Annotated in this window: 13 protein-coding genes; all 13 read left to right on the top strand. The window is 72.5% G+C overall.

Translation table 11 applies throughout. The features are described 5' to 3' along the window. The first annotated feature begins 32 nt into the window (after positions 1-32). Positions 33-2,018, top strand: a complete 1,986-nt coding sequence (locus tag ACZ6MA_RS27350) for an ATP-binding protein (protein ID WP_469436760.1) — start codon at positions 33-35, stop codon at positions 2,016-2,018. Then, positions 2,009-2,338 (top strand): hypothetical protein, encoded by a 330-nt coding sequence (locus ACZ6MA_RS27355; protein ID WP_469436762.1) that lies wholly within the window; start codon positions 2,009-2,011, stop codon positions 2,336-2,338. The genes ACZ6MA_RS27350 and ACZ6MA_RS27355 overlap by 10 nt, the downstream gene beginning before the upstream one ends. After that, positions 2,335-8,352 (top strand): eCIS core domain-containing protein, encoded by a 6,018-nt coding sequence (locus tag ACZ6MA_RS27360; protein WP_469436763.1) that lies wholly within the window; start codon positions 2,335-2,337, stop codon positions 8,350-8,352. Before ACZ6MA_RS27355 ends, ACZ6MA_RS27360 begins: the two co-directional genes overlap by 4 nt. A 4-nt stretch (positions 8,353-8,356) precedes the next feature. Further along, on the top strand, positions 8,357-9,142 hold the full coding sequence (locus ACZ6MA_RS27365) for a hypothetical protein (RefSeq protein WP_469436765.1): 786 nt from the start codon (positions 8,357-8,359) through the stop codon (positions 9,140-9,142). Continuing rightward, positions 9,139-9,789, top strand: coding sequence for a hypothetical protein (locus ACZ6MA_RS27370; RefSeq protein WP_469436766.1), 651 nt, complete (start codon positions 9,139-9,141; stop codon positions 9,787-9,789). Before ACZ6MA_RS27365 ends, ACZ6MA_RS27370 begins: the two co-directional genes overlap by 4 nt. Beyond that, a complete protein-coding gene (locus tag ACZ6MA_RS27375) occupies positions 9,789-10,163 on the top strand; it encodes a hypothetical protein (protein WP_469436768.1) in 375 nt (124 codons plus the stop codon). Before ACZ6MA_RS27370 ends, ACZ6MA_RS27375 begins: the two co-directional genes overlap by 1 nt. Beyond that, positions 10,156-11,298 carry a hypothetical protein gene (locus tag ACZ6MA_RS27380; RefSeq protein WP_469436770.1) on the top strand — a complete coding sequence of 381 codons (1,143 nt, stop codon included), beginning with the start codon at positions 10,156-10,158 and terminating at the stop codon, positions 11,296-11,298. The genes ACZ6MA_RS27375 and ACZ6MA_RS27380 overlap by 8 nt, the downstream gene beginning before the upstream one ends. A gap of 61 nt (positions 11,299-11,359) precedes the next feature. Continuing rightward, on the top strand, positions 11,360-11,875 hold the full coding sequence (locus tag ACZ6MA_RS27385) for a phage baseplate assembly protein V (RefSeq protein WP_469436772.1): 516 nt from the start codon (positions 11,360-11,362) through the stop codon (positions 11,873-11,875). A gap of 15 nt (positions 11,876-11,890) precedes the next feature. After that, positions 11,891-12,223, top strand: a complete 333-nt coding sequence (locus tag ACZ6MA_RS27390; protein ID WP_469436773.1) for a hypothetical protein — start codon at positions 11,891-11,893, stop codon at positions 12,221-12,223. Further along, a complete protein-coding gene (locus ACZ6MA_RS27395) occupies positions 12,220-12,639 on the top strand; it encodes a GPW/gp25 family protein (protein ID WP_469436775.1) in 420 nt (139 codons plus the stop codon). The genes ACZ6MA_RS27390 and ACZ6MA_RS27395 overlap by 4 nt, the downstream gene beginning before the upstream one ends. Next, positions 12,636-15,866 (top strand): putative baseplate assembly protein, encoded by a 3,231-nt coding sequence (locus ACZ6MA_RS27400; RefSeq protein WP_469436777.1) that lies wholly within the window; start codon positions 12,636-12,638, stop codon positions 15,864-15,866. Before ACZ6MA_RS27395 ends, ACZ6MA_RS27400 begins: the two co-directional genes overlap by 4 nt. Continuing rightward, positions 15,863-19,753 carry a putative baseplate assembly protein gene (locus ACZ6MA_RS27405; protein ID WP_469436778.1) on the top strand — a complete coding sequence of 1,297 codons (3,891 nt, stop codon included), beginning with the start codon at positions 15,863-15,865 and terminating at the stop codon, positions 19,751-19,753. Before ACZ6MA_RS27400 ends, ACZ6MA_RS27405 begins: the two co-directional genes overlap by 4 nt. Beyond that, a complete protein-coding gene (locus ACZ6MA_RS27410) occupies positions 19,750-21,966 on the top strand; it encodes a hypothetical protein (protein ID WP_469436779.1) in 2,217 nt (738 codons plus the stop codon). The genes ACZ6MA_RS27405 and ACZ6MA_RS27410 overlap by 4 nt, the downstream gene beginning before the upstream one ends. The last annotated feature ends 6 nt before the right edge of the window (positions 21,967-21,972 follow it).

A 21,972-nucleotide genomic window follows, 5' to 3' on the forward strand; every position in this document is an offset into this window, starting at 1 on the left:
CCGGGCCGAGCACCGACACACCGGGGGAGGACATGACCGAACGGCACGGCTCACACCAGCGGGCGCTCACCGCCGCCGTGGAGGCGGTACTGCGACGCCTGGACGCGCACGCCTCCACGCGCCCGCACGCCGTGACACCCCCCGCCCCGGACGCACCGACCGGCGGACCCGCCGCCCGCCACACGGACGGATCCGCTTCCGCGCCCGACCCCGCCAGCGGCGCCCCGCCCCTCGACGCCCTGGCGGTCATCGTCTCCTGCCTCGGCCTCACCCCCTTCGAACGCGACGTACTGGTCCTGGCCGCCGCCGCCGAGACCGACCCGACCACCGGCCCCCGCTGCGCCGCCGCCTGCGGCGACCCGGCCCGCCCCCACCCCACCTTCGCCCTCGCCCTGGCCGCCCTCGACGACCCGCACTGGAGCGCGCTGACCCCCATCGGGCCGTTACGCCGCTGGCGGCTGGTCGAACTCGACGACGAAACGTCCCCGACCACCTCCCGCCTCCGCCTGGACGAGCGCATCCTGCACTTCCTGGTCGGCGTGCCCTACCTGGACGCCCGCCTGCACGGACTGCTCGGGCTGCGGGCCCCCGGCCGGGAGGAACCGCCCCCCGGCCACCAGGACACCGCCGAGCACATCGCCCGAGCCTGGTCGGGCCCCGGATCCGACGGGCCGCCGCACACCGAACTCGTCGGCGCGGACCGCGCCACCCGCTGGGACATCGCCGCCACCGCCGCCGACCGGGCCGGCCTCGCCCTGTACACCGTCCTCGCGGACGACCTGCCCACCGAGCCCGCCGACCGCGACCGGCTCGCCCGGCTCTGGCAGCGCGAAGCCATCCTCCTGCCGGCCGCCCTCCTGGTCGAAGACGGCGACCGGGCGGGCACCCACCGCGACGCGACCGAGACCTTCCTCGCCGCACTGCCCGTACCCGTGATCCTCTCCAGCGACGAACCCCGGCCGGGCGGCACGGCCCGCCGTCCACGCGTCACCGTCCCGCCCCTCACCCCCGACGAGCAACTACGGCTGTGGACCGGGGCACTCGACGGGCTCCCGGGCATCCGGGAACAGGACGTGCGGGACCTCGTCGCCCAGTTCTCCCTGCCCGCGCACGTCATCCGCTCGGCGGGAGCGGCGGTGCGCCACGCCCCCGAAGGTGATGCCAAGCGGCTGGCGTGGCGAGCGGGCCTGGCCGAGGCCCGGATGTCCCTCGACGAACTCGGCCGCCGGATCGAACCCCGCGCCGGGTGGGAGGACCTCGTCCTCGCCGACCGTCAGCGCGACGCGCTCCGCGAAGCCGTGGCCCATGTGCGCCGACGCGCCACCGTCTACCAGGAGTGGGGATTCGAGGCGGTGCTGCGGCGCGGCCTCGGGGTGACCGCCCTGTTCGCCGGCGGCTCGGGAACGGGCAAGACACTCGCCGCCGAGGTCGTCGCGGGCGAACTGGGCGTCGACCTGTTCGTCATCGACCTCTCCCAGATCGTCAGCAAGTACATCGGCGAGACCGAGAAGAATCTGCGGAGGGTCTTCGACGCCGCCGAACGCGGCGGCGCCCTGCTGCTCTTCGACGAGGCCGACGCGCTGTTCGGCAAACGCAGCGAGGTCAAGGACAGCCACGACCGCTACGCCAACCTCGAAGTCAGCTACCTGCTGATGCGCATGGAGGCGTACCGCGGGCTCGCCATCCTGACCACCAACATGAAACAAGCCCTCGACCAGGCGTTCATGCGCCGGATCCGCTTCATCGTCGACTTCCCCTTCCCCGGGGTGCCGGAGCGGGCCGAGATCTGGCGCCGTGTCATCCCCCGGCAGACACCGAGCGAGGCACTGGACCCCGAGCGGCTGGCCCAGCTCACCGTCGCGGGCGGATCCATCAGGAACATCGCGCTGTCGGCCGCGTTCCTTGCCGCCGACGAGGGCGGCCCCCTGCGGATGCGGCACATGCTGGCCGCCGCGCGAACCGAATACGCGAAGCTGGAGCGCTCGCTGACCCCATCGGAGGTGCGCGGATGGGAGTGACGGATCCGGGGCGCGACCGTCCGGGGCGCGTTCATGTCGAGATCGGCGAACTGGCCCTGCGCGGCTTCGCGCACATCGACCATGAACGCGTCGCCGACGCCTTCCGACGCGAACTCCACCGGCTGGTGCGGGACCACGGTGTCCCGATCGCCGACGACGGCGGCATCCGCCTGGACCTCGTCCACGGTCTGCCACCGCTGCCGGCCACCTCCTCCCCGCACCGACTGGGCGCGGCCCTGGCCCGCGCGGTGCACACCGGTCTGACGGGCGGGGGAGACACGACCGCGCGCGGTACGGACATCCGGGGGCGGGGCGCATGAGCCGGGCCCAGGTGTCCGCCGGACACCAGCAGACGAACGAGGCCGCCGCGCACCGGCGCAAGCCCAAGGCCCGCGCGCCCAAGTCCCGGACCCCCGAGCCCAAGGAGATCATCACCGGGGCCGGCCAGCCGCTCGACCCCGGAGTGCGCCGCGAGCTGGAGGAGCGGCTCGGGCACGACTTCAGCCGCGTCCGGGTGCACACCGACCGGGACGCGGCACTGCTCACCGATCTGCTGGGCGCGGACGCCGTCACCGTGGGCGAGGACGTCTTCTTCGCCGAAGGCACATTCCACCCCGGGACGGAGGACGGCCGGCGGCTGGTCGCCCATGAACTACTGCACACCGTCCAGGCACCGTACGCCCTGGGCGCGTTACGGGCGGGCCGCGACCTGGGCGCGGTCAGCAAGCCGCAGGACGCGGTGGAACGGCAGGCCGAGGACGGTGCCCGTGCGGACCACCCGCGCCCCGAGGTGTCACCGAGCGCCACCCCGGGCTGGCTGCGGTACGCACGGGTGCGCGCCGATCAGTTCCGCACCGAGCTGCTGGACCCGGCGACGCTGGTGGACCGCCTCACCGCGGGCATTCTCCGCTCGCTGCGCGGCGACCCGACGGACGCGTCCGGGCGCGTACGGCAGCAACTGGCGCGTTTCGCACCCGAGTTGAAGGCTTCGGTGCTGGAGAGGCTCGCGCTTCGTCTGGCGTCGTCGGACCACGAGCGGCTGCTGGAGCTGGTGGAACGGAGCGAACGCGGCCCGGCGGAGACGGACGCGGGTGGGATCCCGGGCCCGGTGACGGAGCCGGCGCGGGAACCGGCCGAGGAACCGGCCGAGGAACCGGCCGAGGAGCCGGAGCCCCCGTCGAAGGAACCGCCGAAGGAACCGGCGGGGGAGAAGGACGAAGAGGAGCAGAAGGACAAGGGCAAGGAAAAAGACAAGGGCAAGGACGAAGACGAGGACGAGAAATCCGAGGAGGAGGCGAAGGAGGAACCGCCCGCCAAGGACGAGAAGCCAGGGCCCGGGCCCGGGGAGGCGGCCCCGGCCGGAACCGGGCACCGGGAAGAGGCCACTGTCGCCGCCGCCGGGGCTGTGGTGGGTGGCGAACCACCCCAGGCAGCGGCCGCCGCGCAGGCCCCCGGTGCGCCCGAGCGGCAGCGAGTGGCCGGGCAGCAGCGCCCTGCCGAGGGTTCCCGGCCCCGGGCGGTCGACCGTCGTCAGGACAATCAGCCGGGCCCGGCCCGTCCCGAGCAGGTGGACAGGCTCGCCGAGGCCAAGGACAGCCCCCTCGCCCGGCACGGTCTGCTCGACGACGAGAAGGGCAAGGCGGAGGACGAGCCGCTGGGCGTGGGGGCGGAGGCCGCGAAGGAAGTCGAGACGCCGAAGGACGAGGAGCCGGAGGCCGTCGAGCCGGTCGGCCCGGAGCTGCGTCCGGAGGACTTCGTCCCGAGCACCGATCTCGATGTCTCGTCCGTGCCGACCGCCGACCGGCTCGACGTCTCCGCCGGTGGGCCGGCGGAGCAGGAAGCCCCCTCGTTCCCCGAGCCGCCGGGCACCAAGGCCGACGAGATCCAGCAGGCCCGGGAGAACGAGGCGGAGGAGGAAACCGAGGAGGCCCCCGAACCGTCCGCTCCTCGGCAGGCCGGGTCCGGCCGGCCCGCACCGGCGCCCGAGGCCGACGTCTCGGCCCGGCGTGAGACCGACGCCTCGGCCCGTGAGGCCGACCGGGAGGCGGAGAGCCGTACGGCGCGGGACCTCCAGCCGGACAAGCCGGTCGAGCAGGAGGTCGGGCCGGACCCGGAGGCGGGCAGGCCCGAGGCGGGCCGGCCGGGCCCGGAGGCGGACGAGGAGGCGGCGCCCGAGGCATCCTCCGGGGACGGCCCCGGGCGGCGGGACCCCGAACCGTCCGCCGCCGTGGCCGCACCGGCGGGCGGGCGTGGCCGCTCCGAGCGGGCCCGGCCGGAGCCGGGAGGACCGGGTCCTTCGGGTCCCGCCGGAGCCCCGGGCGCCATGGGCGAGACCGAGGAAGCCGGACCCGGCCTCGGCGCCATGGGCCCGGCCGCCGAGCAGACCGAGGCGCCCGGCGCTCTGGGCGCTCCCGGCGCCCCGCCCGGGCCGGACGCCTCCATGGAGGAGGGCGGCGGCGCTTGTGCCGGTGCCCCGCAGCCCACCACCGAGGAGGCCGGCGGGGGCGAGGGCGGCTGCGGAGGCGGTGGGGGCGGCGGTGGCGGCACGGAGAAGGAGGCGGAGAAACCGGCACCTCCCGACGTCTCCGGCCAGGACCCGCCGAGCGCCCTCGCCACGGCCGGCACCCTGCCGCCCGACCGGATGGAGGCCACGCTCGACGGCGTCGACGGGGCCGTCGACCGCTCGGTCGGCGAGCGGCACGCCGCTCTGGAGGCCGACGCCCCTGCCGCGCAACGCCCTTCGGGCGCCCCGCGCACGCTCTCCGGTGCGCCGGAGGAGGCGGCCCCCGCCCAACAGGTCACCGAGCATGTCGAGCGGGAGGGCGCGGAGGGCGGCAAGGAGCAGAAGAAGGCCGAGGGCGAGAAGGCCGGGGGGCCGAACCCGACGGCCGACGTGCCCCGGCCGGCGGTCTCGGACGATCCGGCGAACCAGGTGAGTGCCCAGGACGTCCAGAACATGCAAGGCGCGGTGAGGGAGGTTCCCGTCACCGACGACTCCCTGAACCGCACGGTCAAGGCACCGAAGGTGCAGCTGAGCGGGGAGAGCGACCCCCAACGCACCGACAAGCAGGCCGAGAACCTCAAGGCCTCCTCGGCGAAGATCCTCGGCGTCGGCCGCGAGGACGCGGCCAAGCCGATGGGGGAGGACCAGATCTACCCCGACGTGCCCGGGGAGACGCTCCGGGCCGAGGTGCCCGGGAGCGCCGGCGGTACCGGCGGCCGCCGCCGGGCCGGCGCGGCCGCCGGCACCAAGCCGGGTGTGGCCGCCGTCGCCCAGCAGGAGCGGGGCCCGCAGATCCAGGCCGCGGTCGGCCAGGGCCAGGGCCGTATGGGGCAGGAGCAGTCCCGGCAGCAGCAGGCCGAGGCCGAGCAGCGGCGCGCGAGCCAGGAGGCCCAGGACCAGGCCGTCGTTGAGAACGCCGAAGCCCAGACGGGCGAACGCGGCCAGGCCGCCGAGCAGGTGCGGGCCGAGCGCACGCGGTGGCGGACGGAGCAGGACGAGGAGATCGGCCGGGCCGACACCGACGCGGCGAAGGAACACGGCGAGAAGAACAAGGAGATCGATACCAAGCGCACCGACACGGACAAGGACGTCGGCAAGCGCCAGGACGAGGACAACCAGAAAATCCAGGACAACCGCAAGGAGGCGGAGGAGAAGGCCCGCAAGGAGAAGGAACGCAAGAAGGAGGAATCCTCCGGCTGGTGGGGCTGGGTCAAGTCCAAGGTGAAGGCGGCGTTCGACGCGCTGCTGAGTGTGATCACCGGGATCTTCGACTTCTTCCGCAAGATCGTCAACGGGATCATCGACAAGTTCCGGGAGTTCGCCAACTGGGCGATCGAACAGGCCAGGAAGTTCGCGGTCGAGCTGATCAAGAAACTCGCGGACGCGCTGATCGCCATCGGCGACGTCCTGCTGGCGGCGTTCCCCGGGCTGCGGGAGAAGTTCCGCAACAAGATCCGGCAGTGGCGTGACCAGGCGATAGCCAAGGTCAACGAGTGGGCCGACAAGCTCAAGGCAGCGGTCAACAAGCTCCTCGACCTGCTGGCCGCCGGTCTGAACAAGCTGCTGAACCTGCTGGAGAAGGGCCTCAAGGCCGCCGTCGACATGGTCCGTGACGCGGTGGTGGCCGCGCTCGACTTCGCACAGAAGGCGATCGCGATGCTGGGCCAGTTCGCGGCGCTGGTCGCGGACATCGCCCCGGACCCGGGCGGTTGGCTGTCGAAGCTGGGCGCGGCGGCCAAGGAGGGCATCCAGAACCACCTGTGGGGCGCCGTGAAGACGGCGGTGAAGTCGTGGTTCAACGAGAAGGTCGAGTCGGTGCTCGGCCTGGGCAAGACCATCATCAACGTCCTGGTCAAGGGCTGTGTCTCGATGGCCCAGATCGGTCGGATGGCCTGGCAGGCGCTGGTCCAGTCGCTGCCCGCGATCATCATCTCGATCGTGGTGGAGAAGGTCGTCTCGATGATCGTGCCGGCCGCCGGGGCGATCATGACGATCATTCAGGGCCTGATGGCGGCCTGGGGCACGATCAGCAAGATCATCGCCGCGTTCGGCAAGTTCTTCGGCTTCCTCAAGGCGGTCAAGAGCGGTGCCGGGGCGGCCTGCCTGTTCGCCCAGGCGGTGGCGGCGGGTGTGGTCGCGCTCCTGGAATTCATCACCAACTTCCTGCTGAGCCGCTTGAAGCTGGCCGCGAAGGGGGTCGGCGGGCGGCTCAAGGCGATGGCCCAGAAAATCATGAAGGGCCTGGCGAAGGCGACGAAGGGCCCGCGGAAGGCGGCGGGGGCGGCGGTGAACCGGGCGAAGGCGAGCCTGGGCCGTGCGGCACAGGCTCTGAAGGGCCCCCGCCGCCCGGGGCGGCCCCGGCCGACCTCGGCGAAGCGGCCGACTCAGCCGGAACGCAGGCCGTCGGGCAAGGCGACCCCGGCCAGGGGCACGCCGACCCGCCGGTCGCCGGCGGGCCGTGCGCTGAACGGCGCCAAGGCGGCGGTGAAGGGTGCCTTGAAGAAGGTGAACAACGCGGCCCGGGCGCTGGGCCGGAAGCTCAAGAACAGCAAGCTGGGGAAGTCGCTGACGAACGGGGCGAAGAGGATTCGCGAGGCGTTTACGCGGCAGCGGGATCGCTTGCGCGACAGGTGGAGGAAGCGGCAGGAGCAGCGCAGGCGGCAGCGAGATGAGCGCGACAAGCGCGAGAACTCGACCGAGGCGAAGAGGCGTCGCCTGGAGTTGATCGTCGCGCGGATCCGGCCCAGGCTGGTCAGCCTGCTCAAGCGTGGTCTCCTCGAAAAGATCTTCAACGCCGTACTCCGTGGTCTGAGAATCTGGAACCGGCTGACCGGTCTCGCCCCCGTGGGCGGCGAGAACTTCAACCTGGTCGCCAGTCTGAATCCGGAAGCGACCGTCACCGAAGCGCACTTCGACTTGTTCTCCGTAGGGCCGGAGGAAAAGGTGACAACGGAGCTCCGTCAGGAAATCGAGGCGGCCTTCGCGGGGCGCAAGGTCACGAAGCTTTCGGAAGTCATGAGCCTCTGCGAAGCCGCGGCCAAGAAGGTGAAGGACAAGGGCGGAGTAGCAGGCAAGGGAAGTAACGCGAGCCAGGGGGGAAGGAGTGGCGGCAAGGGCTCCCGGGAGGCCAGATCGGGTCAGCGGGGCAAGGCTCCCAAGCCGGATGAGACGGGAGTGTCCGGCCGGCTTCGCTGGGTGGCCGGCGAGGACGTCCAGCGTGATGGTGAGCCTGATTCGACGGTGCTCTACTTCGATCGCCCAGGGCAGAAGATTGTCAGCCTTGCCATTGCGGACTTCCGTAAGGCGAAGACGTACACGTTGATAGGCAAGCACGAGGATCAGGAGCTGTACCAGGATGATCTCGGTTCCCAGTACGTCAAGGAATCTGCTGGAGGTTTCGTTCCTCGCTACCTCAGGAGGAATGTGTCCGCGGAGGACCGAAAACGGATAGGTGAGGGAAAATCGCTGGTGCCGAGGGGGCCGGACGCCAAGCCGGACATCCCTGGGCATGTGATGGGGAAGGAGAAGTCGCCGTTCATCTCGACTACCAAAAGGAGCAAGGCGGACATTACGAGTGGTAAGAAGAATGAGGACGGCAAAGAGGTAACTCCCCTCGGCGGCCAGTTCGGTAAGGTGCGCATCGACCTTCTCCAGATCTCACCGAAGAACATTTTCGACTTGACCACCAAGAAGGCTCAGGACATGTGGAATCTGAGCCATCCCAAGAAGGAAACGACCAAGCAGGCTCTCCAGGATGTCATCCGCACTCGCGAGGTGCTGATCAAGGGAGAGATCCCCGCAGACGCATACGTATATTCCGATCCCAGCTAGGGAAATGATGACATTCAACTCGTATCACTGGTGGGGGTGTTCACTCCCTGACAAAGAGCTTGAATCTGCCCGTGACAGGCTTGTCGAAGAGCGTGATGTCGATGCCTTCCTCGTTCTCCTGCGAAGTGGCCGAACGGCAGCTGTGGGCATTGCCCTTGACCACTTCCGCCATGCGGGCTCCGCCAGCCGTCACGATGGGAACGACCCCTTCGCCCCGTATGCCACGGAAGTCCTGGCGCGGGCTCGGGAGATTCTGGCGCGCCCGCCGGCCCCGGCCGACGAGACGGGGGCGGAGGAAGACGGGGCCGATCACGCCAGTGCCCTGCTCGCCCTGCTCAACCTGGCCGCCCCGGAGGACTCGGAGCTGATCGCGTCAGCCCTTCGGCATGCCACAACCGCCAACGCGGTGGGAGCCGCGACCATGGCTGCGGCAACGGCATTGGAGCGGTCGGCCACCCCTCATGACCCATTGATCCGCGCACTCACTGACATCGTCTTCGACGAGTCCAGGGAGACCGACCAGCGTGTCGACGCGCTCAAGGCATTCGACAACGTCAAAGCGCCGCAGGCGGTGGACGTTCTCGACCGGGCGTTGCGGTCGGGTGAGTTCGCACTCCAAGCCGAGGCCGCCTTCACCTTGGTCACCCATCACATGGTCACCCACCGGGCCGCGGTCGAGGCAGTCGCTGCCTTGTGGCCCGACGACGCCCCCTGGCCTGCCGCAGCGGTCCGCGACGCTCTCAACGACGTACCCCCGGGCGACGGTGCTCCGCATCAGGAGGATTCATGACCCGCTACGCCGACCTCCCCAAACCCATCCGCTCCGGCATCGTCATCATCGACCCCCAACGCGGCACCCCCCGCGGCATCATCGTCCTCCAGTTCAACCCCGACTCCCTCGAACGCTCCCTCGCCCCCCAAGGCGCCGGCGCCGAAGGGGCCGGGGACCGGACCGAGGCGTTGCGGCTCAAGGGGCCCGCCGCCGAGACGTGGAAGTTCACCGCCGAGATCGATGCCACCGATCAGATGGAATTACCCATCCCGCAGGGGATCCAGCCGCAACTGGCCGCGCTGGAGACCTTGCTGCACCCCGCCAGCGGGTTGCTGCGGCGCAATCAAGACCTCGCGTCCCTGGGGACGCTGGAGATCACACCGATCGAGGCGCCACTCACCCTGTTCACCTGGGGGCGCAGCCGCGTGCTTCCCGTCCGGCTCACCGAACTCACCATCACCGAGGACGCCTTCGACGTCGAACTCAACCCCATCCGGGCCTCGGTCGGGATCGGGCTGCGCGTACTGACCGTCAACGATCTGCCCACCGGGCATCGCGGCGCGGAACTCTATCTCGCGCATCTCGCGCAGAAGGAACAACTCGTCGGGCCCGCCGCCGGCGGGAGCCGCGGTGCGCTCGGGCTCGGCAACGCGGGGGGATTCTGATGACCCAGGACACCGGGAACGGCCACACCCCGGACGCGATACCCGCGCCCTCGGCCTATCCCCGCTCCAGCCGCTACCACGGCATACCCGTCGCCGTGCACACCGAGACCGACGGGCCGCTGACGCGGCAGACCCCGTATCTGCGGCGGCGGCTGCTGCCCGACCCCGCCCGGTTGGGTACGCTCGCCGAGCACACCGTCAGCGTCGGCGACCGGCCGGACCTGCTCGCGTACCGCTACCTCGGCAGCGCCGAGCAGTGGTGGCAGATCGCGGACGCCAACGCGGTCCTCGACCCCGGGGAGCTGACCCGGACGCCGGGCCGCAGGCTCAAGATCGCGCTCCCGGCGGGCGTACCCGGAGCCGCCAATGGCTGACGCCGCGGTCACCACCGGGCCGATCCGGCTGACCCTGATGATGGGGCCCAAAATCCCCGTACCCGTGCCGCAGCCCGTCACCGACGCGCTGCTGTCCGCCCAGGTCACCGTGGCCAGCGGCCAGCGCAGCGGGTTCCAGCTGGCGTTCGACCTGTCGAAGAACGGGCTGATCAACACCGCCCTGCTCCCGGGGGGATTCTTCGACCCGGAGATCAGGGTCGTGCTCGTCGTCACCGTCCAGGGCACCCCGACCGTCCTCATGGACGGCGTCCTCATCCGCCAGGAGGTCGGGGTCAGCAACCAGCCCGGCCAGTCCACCCTCACCGTCACCGGCGAGGACCTGACCGTGCTGATGGACCTGGAGGACCGGACCGGCACGGACTATCCGGCGATGTCACCCGCCGGGCGGGTCGCCGTGATGCTGACCCGGTACGCCCAGTACGGCATCACCCCCCTGGTCGTCCCCGAACTGATCCCGCAGATGTCGATGCCGACCCACCGCGTGGAGGCGCAGAACGGGACCGACCTCGCCTACATCAGCGAACTGGCGAAAGCCAACGGCTATGTGTTCTACCTCGACCCGGGACCGGTTCCCGGGATGAGCCGGGCCTACTGGGGGCCGGAGGTACGGCTCGGCGTCCCCCAGCACGCGCTCAACGTGAACATGGACGCCCTGTCCAACGTCGACCAGCTCACCTTCGCCTTCGACGGCACCGCCCGCGAGGAACCGCGGGCGCGGGTACAGATCCCCGCCACCAAGATCTCCACCCTGCTGCCCATCCCCGAAGTGAGCATCCTGCGGCCCCCGCTGGCCCTCAAGCCCGCCCCCGCCCTGAAGAAGACGACGGTCAACGACGCGGCCAAGAAGGAAACCGGATCGGCCCTCGCCGAGACCCTCGCCAAGGCCATGGAGTCGGCCGACGCGGTATCGGGGTCCGGGCAGCTCGACGTCGTCCGCTACGGCCATGTGCTGCGCCCCCGCGAACTCGTGGGCGTACGCGGCGCGGGGATCACCTACGACGGCCTCTACTTCGTCAAGAGCGTCACCCACAACCTCCAACGAGGCGCCTACACACAGAACTTCACCCTCGCCCGCGAAGGACTGATCTCCCGCACACCCGTCGTGCGCCCTTGAGGCGCGAGGAGCCCGACCGAGTTGTCCGAACCCGGCAGAGCAGGAGCACAGGAGCAGACGCATGGCCACTGAACCCACCCGCTACCTCGGCAAGTACCGGGGCACCGTGGTGAACAACACCGATCCGGAGCGCAAAGGCCGCATCACGGCCCTGGTGACGGACGTCCTCGGGGAGACGCCGTCCAACTGGGCCATGCCCTGCTTCCCGGTGGCCGGCCGGGGGATGGGGCACTACGCGGTCCCCCCGGTCGGCTCCGGGGTGTGGATGGAGTTCGAGCAGGGCAACCCCAGCGACCCCATCTGGTCCGGCTGCTGGTACGGGCACGAGAGCGAACTGCCGGCGCAGGCACTCACCGGCCTCCCCGGCGCCCCCAACCACGTCATGCGGACGACGCTGGGCCGACGGGCCCTCGTGCTCTCCGACGACCCGGTCACCGGGATCACCCTCTCGTCCGCGAACGGCGCCTCCATCGTCATCAACGACTCCGGGATCCACATCGACAACGGCCAGGGAGCGAAGATCACGCTCGTCGGCCCGACCGTGACCATCAACCAGGACGCCCTGAGCGTGACCTGAGAGGGGAGGGTTCTTATGTCCGGGAATCTCTTGCACGTCAACGCCACCGTGACGTGTCCGCACGGCGCACGGGCCACGGTCCTGCCCGCACAGACGCGGGTCGTGGTAGGCGGCGACGTCGCCGACTGCGTCGCCGACCTCTACACGGTCACCGGCTGCCCGTTCACCGTGGCCAACGTGCCGCATCCCTGCGTGACGATCCGCTGGGTGGTGCCCTCCACCCGGATCAGGATCAACGGCTCACCGGCCGTGACGCGCTCCTCGACGGGCCTGTGCCTGGCCGCCGACCAGGCACCACAAGGACCACCCACCATCTCCGTGGTCCAGCAGCGGGCGGTGGGACGGTGAACGGGCGGCGCACGGCGGCCGGCCCACGGGCCCCCGGGGCGGGCCCGCGCCGGACCGACATCGCGTTCCCCTTTCGCGTCGACAGCCGAGGGCGTACCGCGGACACCGGATACGACGACCATGTACGCGACCTCGTCGAGCAACTGCTGTTCACCAGCCCCGGCGAACGCGTCATGCGCCCCGACTTCGGCTGCGGGCTGCTCGACCTGGTCTTCGCGCCGAACAGCCCCGAGCTGGGCTCCGCCCTCCAGCTGACCGTACGGGCGGCCCTGCAGCGCTGGCTCGGAGACGTGATCGAGGTGGAGTCCCTCGACGTGGTGAGCGAGGACAACGTGGTGCGGGTGCACCTGGTCTACGTGGTGCGCCGGACCGGCTCGCACCGCGTTGAGGAGTTCGAAGGACGGGGAGCGGCGTGACGGGCGGGGCAACGGCGCACGACTGCGCCACGGAACGCAGAAGGGACGACGTCCGGCGGGCGGAATCCAACGGCGTCGACGGGATCGAGGTGAGCGACGACGGCCTGACCCTCACCGTCACCTTCCTCGGCAAGGCACCCTCGCCGTGCCACATCGGGCCGCGGAACATCCGCATCGACGGCGGACGCCGTGTCACCGGCATCCGCGCCGTCGAGGTGACGGTGGAGACGGAGGAGGATCCGGAGCTCGACGACCGCATGCTGGTCACCGTCGACAAGGCGGGGGACACCTCCCGCTACCGGCTGGGCGTCGTCGAGACCGACGCCTACGGGCGGCCCGGCGAACAGCCGTACCGGGGCTTCGACCCCCGCTACCACCAGGCCGAGTTCGGCTTCGACCGCTCCTGCCCCACCCCCTTCGACTGCCTCCCCCAGGAGCCCTGCCCGCCCGGCCCCGGAGCGCGCCCGGTCATCGACTACACCGCCCGCGACTACGAGAGCCTGCGGCGCCTGGCCCTGGACCGGATGACGCTCACCACGCCCGACTGGACCGAGCGGCACGTCCCGGACCTCGGGGTGACGCTCGTCGAACTCCTCGCCCACACCGCCGACCGGATCGGCTACCAGCAGGACGCGGTGGCCACCGAGGCCTACCTCGACACCGCCCGGCGCCGGGTCTCCGTACGCCGCCACGTCCGGCTCATCGACTACCCGATGCACGACGGCTGCAACGCCCGCGCCTTCGTGGCCCTGGAGGTGGACGGCCCCCTGACGCTGGAGGCCGGCACCTTCCGCTTCGCCGCCGTGGACGTCAGCGGCCTCCAGCCGCAGGAACGACCGGACCTGGGCACCGTGATCCCCGACGGGGAACTGGACACGATCGCCGAACACGCCCTGGTGGAGGTCTTCGAACCGCTCGGCCGGTGCGACGTCGACCTGCGCCCGGAACACAACGCCGTGGGCCTGTGGACCTGGGGCGACGAGGAGTGCCACCTGCCCGCGGGAGCGACCGCGGCGACCCTGCGCGACGCGTGGCGGCACGAAGACGGGGACGGGGATGGGGACGGCGGCGGTGACGGCGAGGGGGAGGACGGCGCGCACCGGGAGCGGGCCCTCGCGCTGCGCCCCGGGGACACCCTGCTGATCGAGGAGGTGCTCGGTCCGCGCACCGGCGCCCCCGCCGACGCCGACCCCGCCCACCGCCAGGCCGTCCGGCTCACCTCCGTCACCCCCCTCGTGGACGAGCTGTACGACCAGCCCGTCGTCGAGGTGACCTGGGCCGCGGCCGACGCCCTCACCTTCCCGGTGTGCCTGTCCAGTCGCGGCGGCACCGACTGCGCGCTCCTGACCGACGTCAGCGTGGCCCGCGCGAACGTCGTCCTCGTCGACCACGGCCGCTCGCTGACCCACTGCGACGGCGACCCGGAGTGTGTTGCGGTGCCTCCCGCCCCCGTCGTCGTCGCAGGGTGTGAGCCGCCGGAGTTCGGCTGCGGCGACCGCGCGGAGACCACCGGACCCGCCGCGGCCCTGCACGACCTCCTCGACCTGACCCGCTCGGGCCACCAGCTGGAGCCCGGGCACGTCCGCGACCTCCACGACCTCGTGGGCGAGGCGGCCGTGGCCCGCGCCGGACTCGACATCCACCTGGCCCCCGGGCCCGACGGCGAGGAGCAGGTGGTGCCGCCCGGTGCCGACGCGCAGGCCGCCGCCCTGCGGACCCTGCTCGCCCAGACCGGCTACCCGCGCCCGCCCGTACGGTTCCGGCCCGTGCTGCCCTACGCGCCCGTCACCCAGGCCGCCCTCTACCCCGACCCGGCGCGGGTCGCCGACGGTCAGGCCGACCTCCTCGCCACCCTCCCCGAGCGACTGCGCGTACGGCTGGAGGAACTGTGGCGCCAGGCCCAGAGGGGCGAAGAGCTGACAGCGAAGCAGACGGCCGAACTCACCGTCCTCTTCGGCGCCCGCACCCTCGACCGGTTCCAGCTGGGCCAACGGCCCGCCCAGGCCCTGCGCGAGCTGATCGCCCGCCGCGAACGGCTGCTCGCGGCCAAGCTGCGCCGCCTGTCCGTGCTCGTGGCCCGGGCCCGCGCCGGCGGGGTGCTCGACCGGCACACCGCCTGGGAGGTGCGGCACAGCTGGGGCGAGGGATACGCCGACGGCCTCGACCCCGCCGACGCCCGGCTCGCCGGGCCCGCCGCCGCGGCGACCGGGCAGGACCCCCGCTTGGCCCTGCCGGCCGTCCACGCCGTCGGCGAACGGACGGATACCGCCCGCACCGACGGGCGCCGACCGCGCTGGGTACCCCGTCGCGACCTGCTCTCCAGCGGCCCCAGGGACCACCACTTCGTCGGCGAACCGGAGGACGACGGCCGGCTCGCCCTGCGGTTCGGCGACGGTCGGCACGGCGCCGCCCCGCCGCCCGGCTCCCGGCTGGAGATCGCCTACCGGATCGGCAACGGCCCGGCGGGCAACGTCGGCGCGGAAGCCGTCAACCACCTTCTCCTGTGCGGCTCCGGATCCGGCTCCTGCGAGGTCACCCGGGTCCGCAACCCGCTGCCCGCCACCGGGGGCACCGGCCCCGAGTCCCTCGACGACGTCCGCCAGCTCGCCCCCCTGGCCCTGAAGCGGTCCCGGCTGCGCGCCGTCACCGCCGGGGACTACGCCGAACTGGCCGCCCGCGTCCCCGGCGTGCAGCGCGCCGCCGCCGATATCCGCTGGACCGGCGCCGCCCAAGAGGTCCACGTGGCCGTCGACCCGCTCGGCGCCGCCGACCCCGGCGCCGCTCTGCTGGAGACCGTCGGCCACGTCCTCGACGGCTACCGGCGCATCGGCCACGACGTGGTGGTCCACCCGGCCCGCCTGATCCCGCTCGACATCTCCCTCACCGTGTGCGCCGCCCCCGGCCACCAGCGCGGGCACGTCCTCGCCGCACTGCGCCGGGCCCTGGGCACCGGGGTACTGCCCGACGGGCGGCTCGGCTTCTTCCACCCGGACGCCCTCACCTTCGGCGAACCCGTCCGCGTCAGCCGACTGATCGCCACGGCCGCCGCGGTACCCGGGGTGCTGAGCGTCCACCTCACCCGGCTGCGCCGGCTCCACCACCACGACGACGGCGAACTGGAGGCCGGGGTGCTGCGCCTGGGCCCGCTGGAGATCGCCCAATGCGACAACGACCCGGACCGGCCGGAGAACGGCCGGCTCGCGATCGAGATCGGAGGCGGCCGATGAGCGGCCGATGCGACTGCGGCTGCCGGGGCACCTCGGTGGCCACACCCGCCGACGTGACCAACCCGCCCGGCCAGGACGCCGTCCGCTACCGGGTGGGCACCCACCGGGAGTTCCTCTCCTCCATGCTCGCCCGGCTGTCCGGCCCCGCCTACCCGGCGCTGCGCGACCTGACCGTACGCACCCCCGACGACCCGGCGATCGCCCTGCTCGACACCTGGGCCGTCCTGGGCGACCTGCTCACCTTCTACTCGGAGCGGATAGCCAACGAGGGATATCTGCGCACCGCCACCGAGGACGGCTCCCTCACCCTCCTCGGCCGGCTCGTCGGCCACCGGCCCCGCCCCGGCGTGGCCGCGGACACCTTCCTCGCCTACACCCTCGACCGGGACCCGCGCCCCGGCCCGGAGACGTCCGTGCTGATCCCGCGCGGCGCCCGCAGCCAGAGCGTGCCGGGACCGGGGGAGGAGCCGCAGTCCTTCGAGACCTCGGAGGAACTGACCGCCCGCTGGTCGTGGAACGAGCTCGCCGTGCTGCGCCGCCGCCCCTACCAGGTGACGCCCGACCGGCTGGAGAAGCGCACGGAGCTGTTCGTCGCGGGCACGGCGAACAACGTCAAGCCCGGCGACCAGCTGCTGTTCGTCTTCAGCGCTGAGGAGTCCGCCCGGGGCAAAAGGTTTCTGCGTACCGTTCCCCATGTCCGCCTCGACCGTGAGAACGACGTCACCGCCATCGGCCTGCCCGCCGCCGCGCAGCCGTCGCTCACGAGGCTGCGCGAGGACCTCGGGAAATGGATCACGCCCGGGAAGGACGCGCCCAACCCCCGCCCCAGGAGCAGCCGCCTCGTCGAGCGGTTCGACAGGGACGTCCTCGCCCCGCTGCGCGGCGACCTGGACTCCCTCAAGACGGCGACCGCGTTCGCCGACCGGCTGGCCCGCGATGTCGAACGGGTCCACGAGGCCGCCGACCTCACCCGCCGGTACCAGGAGATCGCCGGCTGGTTCGAGGCCCTGGCCGCGAAGTTCACCGAACTGACCGGGCAGGCCCGGGCGCTGGAGCCGCCGCAGCCCCCGGCACCACCGGGCGGCGGGAAGGGCGAACCGCTGTTCACCGGCCTGCGGCTGGGGCCCGGCCCCGCCCCGGAGTACGGCGGGCATCGCGTCGCACCGCAGGCACCGGCCGCACCCGCCGGCGCGGCCTTCCGCGGTCTGGGCGCCCTGCTGCCCGCCCTGCGGACCGCACCCGTACGGCCGCCGCTCAACGCCCGTCATCTCGCCCGGGATCCCGAGCGGATCTACGCTCCCGGCTCCGACATCGGTGCCCAACTGCTGGCCGCGCTCGACACCAGGGTCCGGGACGGTCTGCACGAGGCCTGGCGGCAGGTGGACCTGACCGCGCCCCTGGCGCTGGCCACGGTCCAGGTGATGCGGGCCACCGCGACCCCGTTCGGGGCGACCGCGCCGATGAAGCCGCACTACAAGAACAACAACCAGATCGACTACTACGAGGACTGGCCGCTCAGCGGGAGCACCTCGCTCGACACCACCGTCACCTACGACACGGCGGGCACGGTCCCGGCGAAGATCACGTTCACCCACTCCGTCGCCGACTCCTCCTCGCCGACCAGGGAACTCACCCTCCGCAGTGACGAGGAGACGAACGAGAAGGTCGAGGACGTCGGCCCCGGCGCGGTACAGGTCAGCACCGAACTGCCGCCCCCCGAACGGGATCCCGGCCCGGAGGGCGGGCCCGGGGCGGCGGCACCGCCGCCGGACCCGCACACGCTCGGGGTCCGCGCGGAACTGCTGCCCAAGCTGCCCAGGGCCACCGTCTTCGTCTCCCGGCCCGACAGCGACAACCGGGTGCTGGTCACCGTCACCGACGGCGCCACCACCGTGGAATACCCCCTGGGACCCGACGAATCCGTCCAGCAGCGGACGCTCGGCCGGCTCACGATCAACGTGGCCCGCAGGACCCCCACCGGTAAACCCTCCACCGTCAGCGTCACCATCGGCACCCAACTGGAGGTCACCGACCGCAACAAGCTGGCCCTCGACGCCGTCTACGAGGGCATCGGCCCCGGCAGCTGGGTCGCCGTCGAGCGCCCCCGCAAGGGCAGCCCCGGCCAGATCCCCGGCAGCAAGGAACTCGCCCTCGTCGTCACCCGCGTCACCGGCGTGCGGGTCCTCTCCCGGGCCGCCTTCGGCATCACCGGCAAGGTCACCGAACTCACCCTCCAGGACGACTGGCTCGACGCCGACGACGTCTCCCTGGCCCACATCAGGGACGCCACCGTCCACGCCCGCGGCGACGCGCTCCGCCTCGCCGAGGAGACCGTGACCGAGGACGTCCACGGCAACGAGATCGAGCTGGCCGGGCTGTACGACGGGCTGACACCCGGCCGCTGGCTGGTCGTCAGCGGCGAGCGCACCGACATCCCCGGCACCACCGGGGTGCGGGGCACGGAGCTGGCCATGGTCGCCGGCGCCCGGCAGAGCGTCGACCCCGCGATTCCGGGCGACGCGGTGCACACCACGCTCGTGCTCACCGCGGACCTGGCCCACCGCTACCGGCGCGAGACCGTGCGCGTCCACGGCAACGTGGCACGGGCGACCCACGGCGCCACCCGCGACGAGCCGATCGGCAGCGGTGACGCGGGCCGGGCCAACCAGACGTTCACCCTCTGGCAGTCCCCGCTGACCTGGCTCACCGCCGAGAACGCGCAGGGCGCGCAGAGCACCCTGGAGATCAGGGTGGACGGGGTGCGCTGGCGGGAGGTCGACAGCCTCGCCGGACGCGGCCCGCGCGAACGTGTCTTCGTCACCGGCACCATCGCCGCGACCGATCCGTCCGACGCCACCGCCGGCCGCACCACCATCACCTTCGGCGACGGTGTGCACGGCTCGCGCCTGCCCACCGGACACGAGAACGTCCGCGCCCGCTACCGCATCGGCGTCGGCAGATCCGCCAACGTCAAGGCCGGCCGCATCACCCAGCCCACCACGCGGCCCCTCGGCGTCACCGCCGTCGTCAACCCGCTGCCCGCCACCGGCGGCGCCGACCCGGACGGCCCGGGACTCGCCCGCCGCACCATCCCCCTCGCCGTCACCGCGCTCGACCGCCTCGTCTCCGTGGCCGACTACGAGGACTTCGCCCGCTCCCGGGCCGGCATCGGCCGCGCCAGTGCCCGGGAGATCTTCGACGGCACCCGGCGCGTCGTGCACCTGACCGTGGCCGGCGTCGACGACATCGCACTCGGCGACGACTCCGACATCGTCCGCACCCTGCGGTCCTCCCTCGCCGCCCACGGCGACCCCCGGGTGCCGGTCACCGTGGCCGTGCGGGAACTGGTGCTGCTCATCGTCGCGGCCAACGTCCGGGTGCACCCCGACCACGCGTGGGACCTGGTCGAACCGGCCCTGCGCCGCGCACTGCTGGCCCGGCTCGGCTATCCCGCACGCGAACTCGGCCGGCCCGCCCACCTGTCGGAGGTACTGGCGACCGCCCAGTCCGTACCGGGCGTGGACCACGTGGACGTCGACGCGTTCACCGGGGTGCCCGGCAGCCTGACCCCCGAGGGCCTGGAGAGACTGCCCGAGCGGCTGAGGCGCCCGCAGGCGTCGGTCGGGGCCCGGCTCGCCGCCTACGCCGAGGAGCGCTACCGGGTGGCGCCCCCGGGCCAGGAGACCACCGAGACCCTCACCGCGGTGGCCGCGAAGAACGGCATCACCGTCGCCGAACTGCTGCGGCTCAACCCCGACATCACCGACACCCGGCCGCTGCCGAAGGGCCGCACCGTGTTCGTCTTCCGCGGCATCCGCCCGGCGCAGTTCGCGCTGCTCTCCCCGGACGTGCCGGACACACTGATCCTTAAGGAGGCACGGGCGTGAACCGTGAGCCCGACGGCCTGCTGGAACTGCTCCCGCAGTGGCACCAGTTGCGCGACGCCGAGGCCGGGGAGCCGCTGCGCGCCCTGCTGGCCGTGATCGCCGAGCAGGTCGACCTGGTGCGCTCGGGCGTGGAGCAGGGCTACGAGGACTGGTTCATCGAGACCTGCGCCGACTGGGCCGTGCCCTACCTCGGCGACCTCGTCGGCTACCGGATGCTGCCCGGCTACGAGGAGGTGCTGGCCACCGGCCTGTCCCCGGGCGGCCCCGGCGGCGGCCGGGCCGAGTCCCGCCGCCGCCTCGCCGCCCGCCTGGCCCCCCGCCGCGACGTGGCCGACACCGTCGCCAACCGGCGGCGCAAGGGCACCCTGGCGCTGCTGGAACACCTCGCGGCATCGGTGGCCGACTGGCCCGCCCGCGCGGTGGAGTTCTCCCGGCTGCTCAGCGCCCACCAGCCGGCGCGCCTGTTCGGGGCGGGCCAGGAAGCGGCCACCGCGGCCCGGCTGGCCCGGGGACGGCTGCTCGACGTCCGCGAGGGGGACACGCTGGACCTCCTCGGCGGTGCCTTCGACCCGGCCGCGCACAGCGCCGACGTACGCCGCGCCGGATCCGCCCGCCGACACGGCGGATACACCCCGGCGGGCGTCGGCCTGTTCGTCTGGCGCCTGAAGCCCTACTCCGTCACCCGTGCCCCCGCGTACTGCGTCGACCGGGCCCGCAACCTCTACACCTTCTCCATCCTCGGCAACGACAGCCCGCTGGTGGCCAAGCCCCAACCCGAGCCCTCGGCCTCGCACCTGGCGACCATGGACAACGTCCCCGCCCTCATCCGCCGCCGGCAGCTCGCCGGGCGGCTCACCGACGCCTACGGCCCCGGCCGCTCGTTCACCCTCTGGCGTGACGACGACGAGGACCCGGTGCCGCCCGCCGACATCGTTGTCGCCGACCTGTCCGACTGGACCTACCGGGCCCGGCGCGGGCAGGTCGTCGTCGACCCCGAACTCGGCCGCATCGCGTTCGGCACCCGCTGCGCGCCCCGGCACGGCGCATGGGTCAGCTACCACTACGCGTTCAGCGACGACACCGGCGGCGGGGAGTACCCGCGCGAACGCGACACACCACCGCGGTCCACCGTCTACCGGGTCGGACCGGGCCAGCCCCACGAGCGCATCATGGACGCCTACGAACAATGGCGCTCCGACGGCGGCGCCGAGGCCGTCATCGAACTCACCCACAGCGGCGCCCACCAGGAGCAGCTGGACTTCGACCTGTCATGCGGGGAGCGGCTGGAGCTGCGCGCCGCCGAGGGCGCCCGGCCGGTCATCCGCCTGCTCGACTGGTACAGCAACCGGCCCGACGCACTCAACATCCACGGCAACCCCGGCGACGGTCCGGGCCCGCGCGTCGTCCTGGACGGGCTGCTCGTCACCGGCCGCGGCATCAACGTGACCGGACCCGTCGGCTCCCTCGTCGTCCGGCACTGCACCCTGGTGCCGGGCTGGTCGCTTCAGCCGCGCTGCGAGCCGCACTCACCGCAGGAGCCCAGCCTGGTCCTGGAATGCACCACGGCCTGCGTGCAGATCGAACGCAGCGTCCTCGGCTCCATCGAGGTCGTCGGCGACGAGGCCGGCACCGACCCGCTGGAGATCCACATCGCCGACAGCGTCCTGGACGCCACCGGCTCCGACCGCGAGGCCCTCTCCGGGCCCGAGTGCCGGCACGCCCACGCCGTGCTGCGCGCCCACCGCACCACGGTGCTCGGGGAAGTCCACGTCCACGCCATCGGCATCGCCGAGGACAGCCTCTTCACCGGCCGCGTCCACACCGCCCGGCGCGCCATCGGCTGTATGCGGTTCTGCTACGTGCCGCCCGGCTCACGCACCCCCCGCCGCTACCGCTGCCAGCCGGACGGGGTACGGGAGGCGGTGCGGGAGCGGGCCGCGCGGGGCGCGATCGACCCGGCCGACGTTCCGGAGCTCCAGGACGCGGAAGCCGCCCGCGTCCGGCCGGTGTTCACCAGTGTCCGCTACGGCACCCCGGCCTACGGCCAACTGGCCGACGGCTGCCCGCCGGAGATCACCCGCGGGGCCGAGGACGGCTCCGAATCCGGCGCCTTCCACGATCTCTTCCAGCCCCAGCGCGAGGACAGTCTGCGGGCCCGGCTGGAGGAGTTCGCACCGGCCGGCACCGACGCCGGGATCATCCACGTCACCTGACCCCGC

It is taken from the genome of Streptomyces sp. NPDC042259, assembly GCF_055582085.1.

Coding starts and splice junctions, on each gene's coding strand:
- ACZ6MA_RS27350 (WP_469436760.1), top strand. CDS start 33: ATGACCGAACGGCACGGCTCACACCAGCGGGCGCTCACCGCCGCCGTG.
- ACZ6MA_RS27355 (WP_469436762.1), top strand. CDS start 2,009: ATGGGAGTGACGGATCCGGGGCGCGACCGTCCGGGGCGCGTTCATGTC.
- ACZ6MA_RS27360 (WP_469436763.1), top strand. CDS start 2,335: ATGAGCCGGGCCCAGGTGTCCGCCGGACACCAGCAGACGAACGAGGCC.
- ACZ6MA_RS27365 (WP_469436765.1), top strand. CDS start 8,357: ATGATGACATTCAACTCGTATCACTGGTGGGGGTGTTCACTCCCTGAC.
- ACZ6MA_RS27370 (WP_469436766.1), top strand. CDS start 9,139: ATGACCCGCTACGCCGACCTCCCCAAACCCATCCGCTCCGGCATCGTC.
- ACZ6MA_RS27375 (WP_469436768.1), top strand. CDS start 9,789: ATGACCCAGGACACCGGGAACGGCCACACCCCGGACGCGATACCCGCG.
- ACZ6MA_RS27380 (WP_469436770.1), top strand. CDS start 10,156: ATGGCTGACGCCGCGGTCACCACCGGGCCGATCCGGCTGACCCTGATG.
- ACZ6MA_RS27385 (WP_469436772.1), top strand. CDS start 11,360: ATGGCCACTGAACCCACCCGCTACCTCGGCAAGTACCGGGGCACCGTG.
- ACZ6MA_RS27390 (WP_469436773.1), top strand. CDS start 11,891: ATGTCCGGGAATCTCTTGCACGTCAACGCCACCGTGACGTGTCCGCAC.
- ACZ6MA_RS27405 (WP_469436778.1), top strand. CDS start 15,863: ATGAGCGGCCGATGCGACTGCGGCTGCCGGGGCACCTCGGTGGCCACA.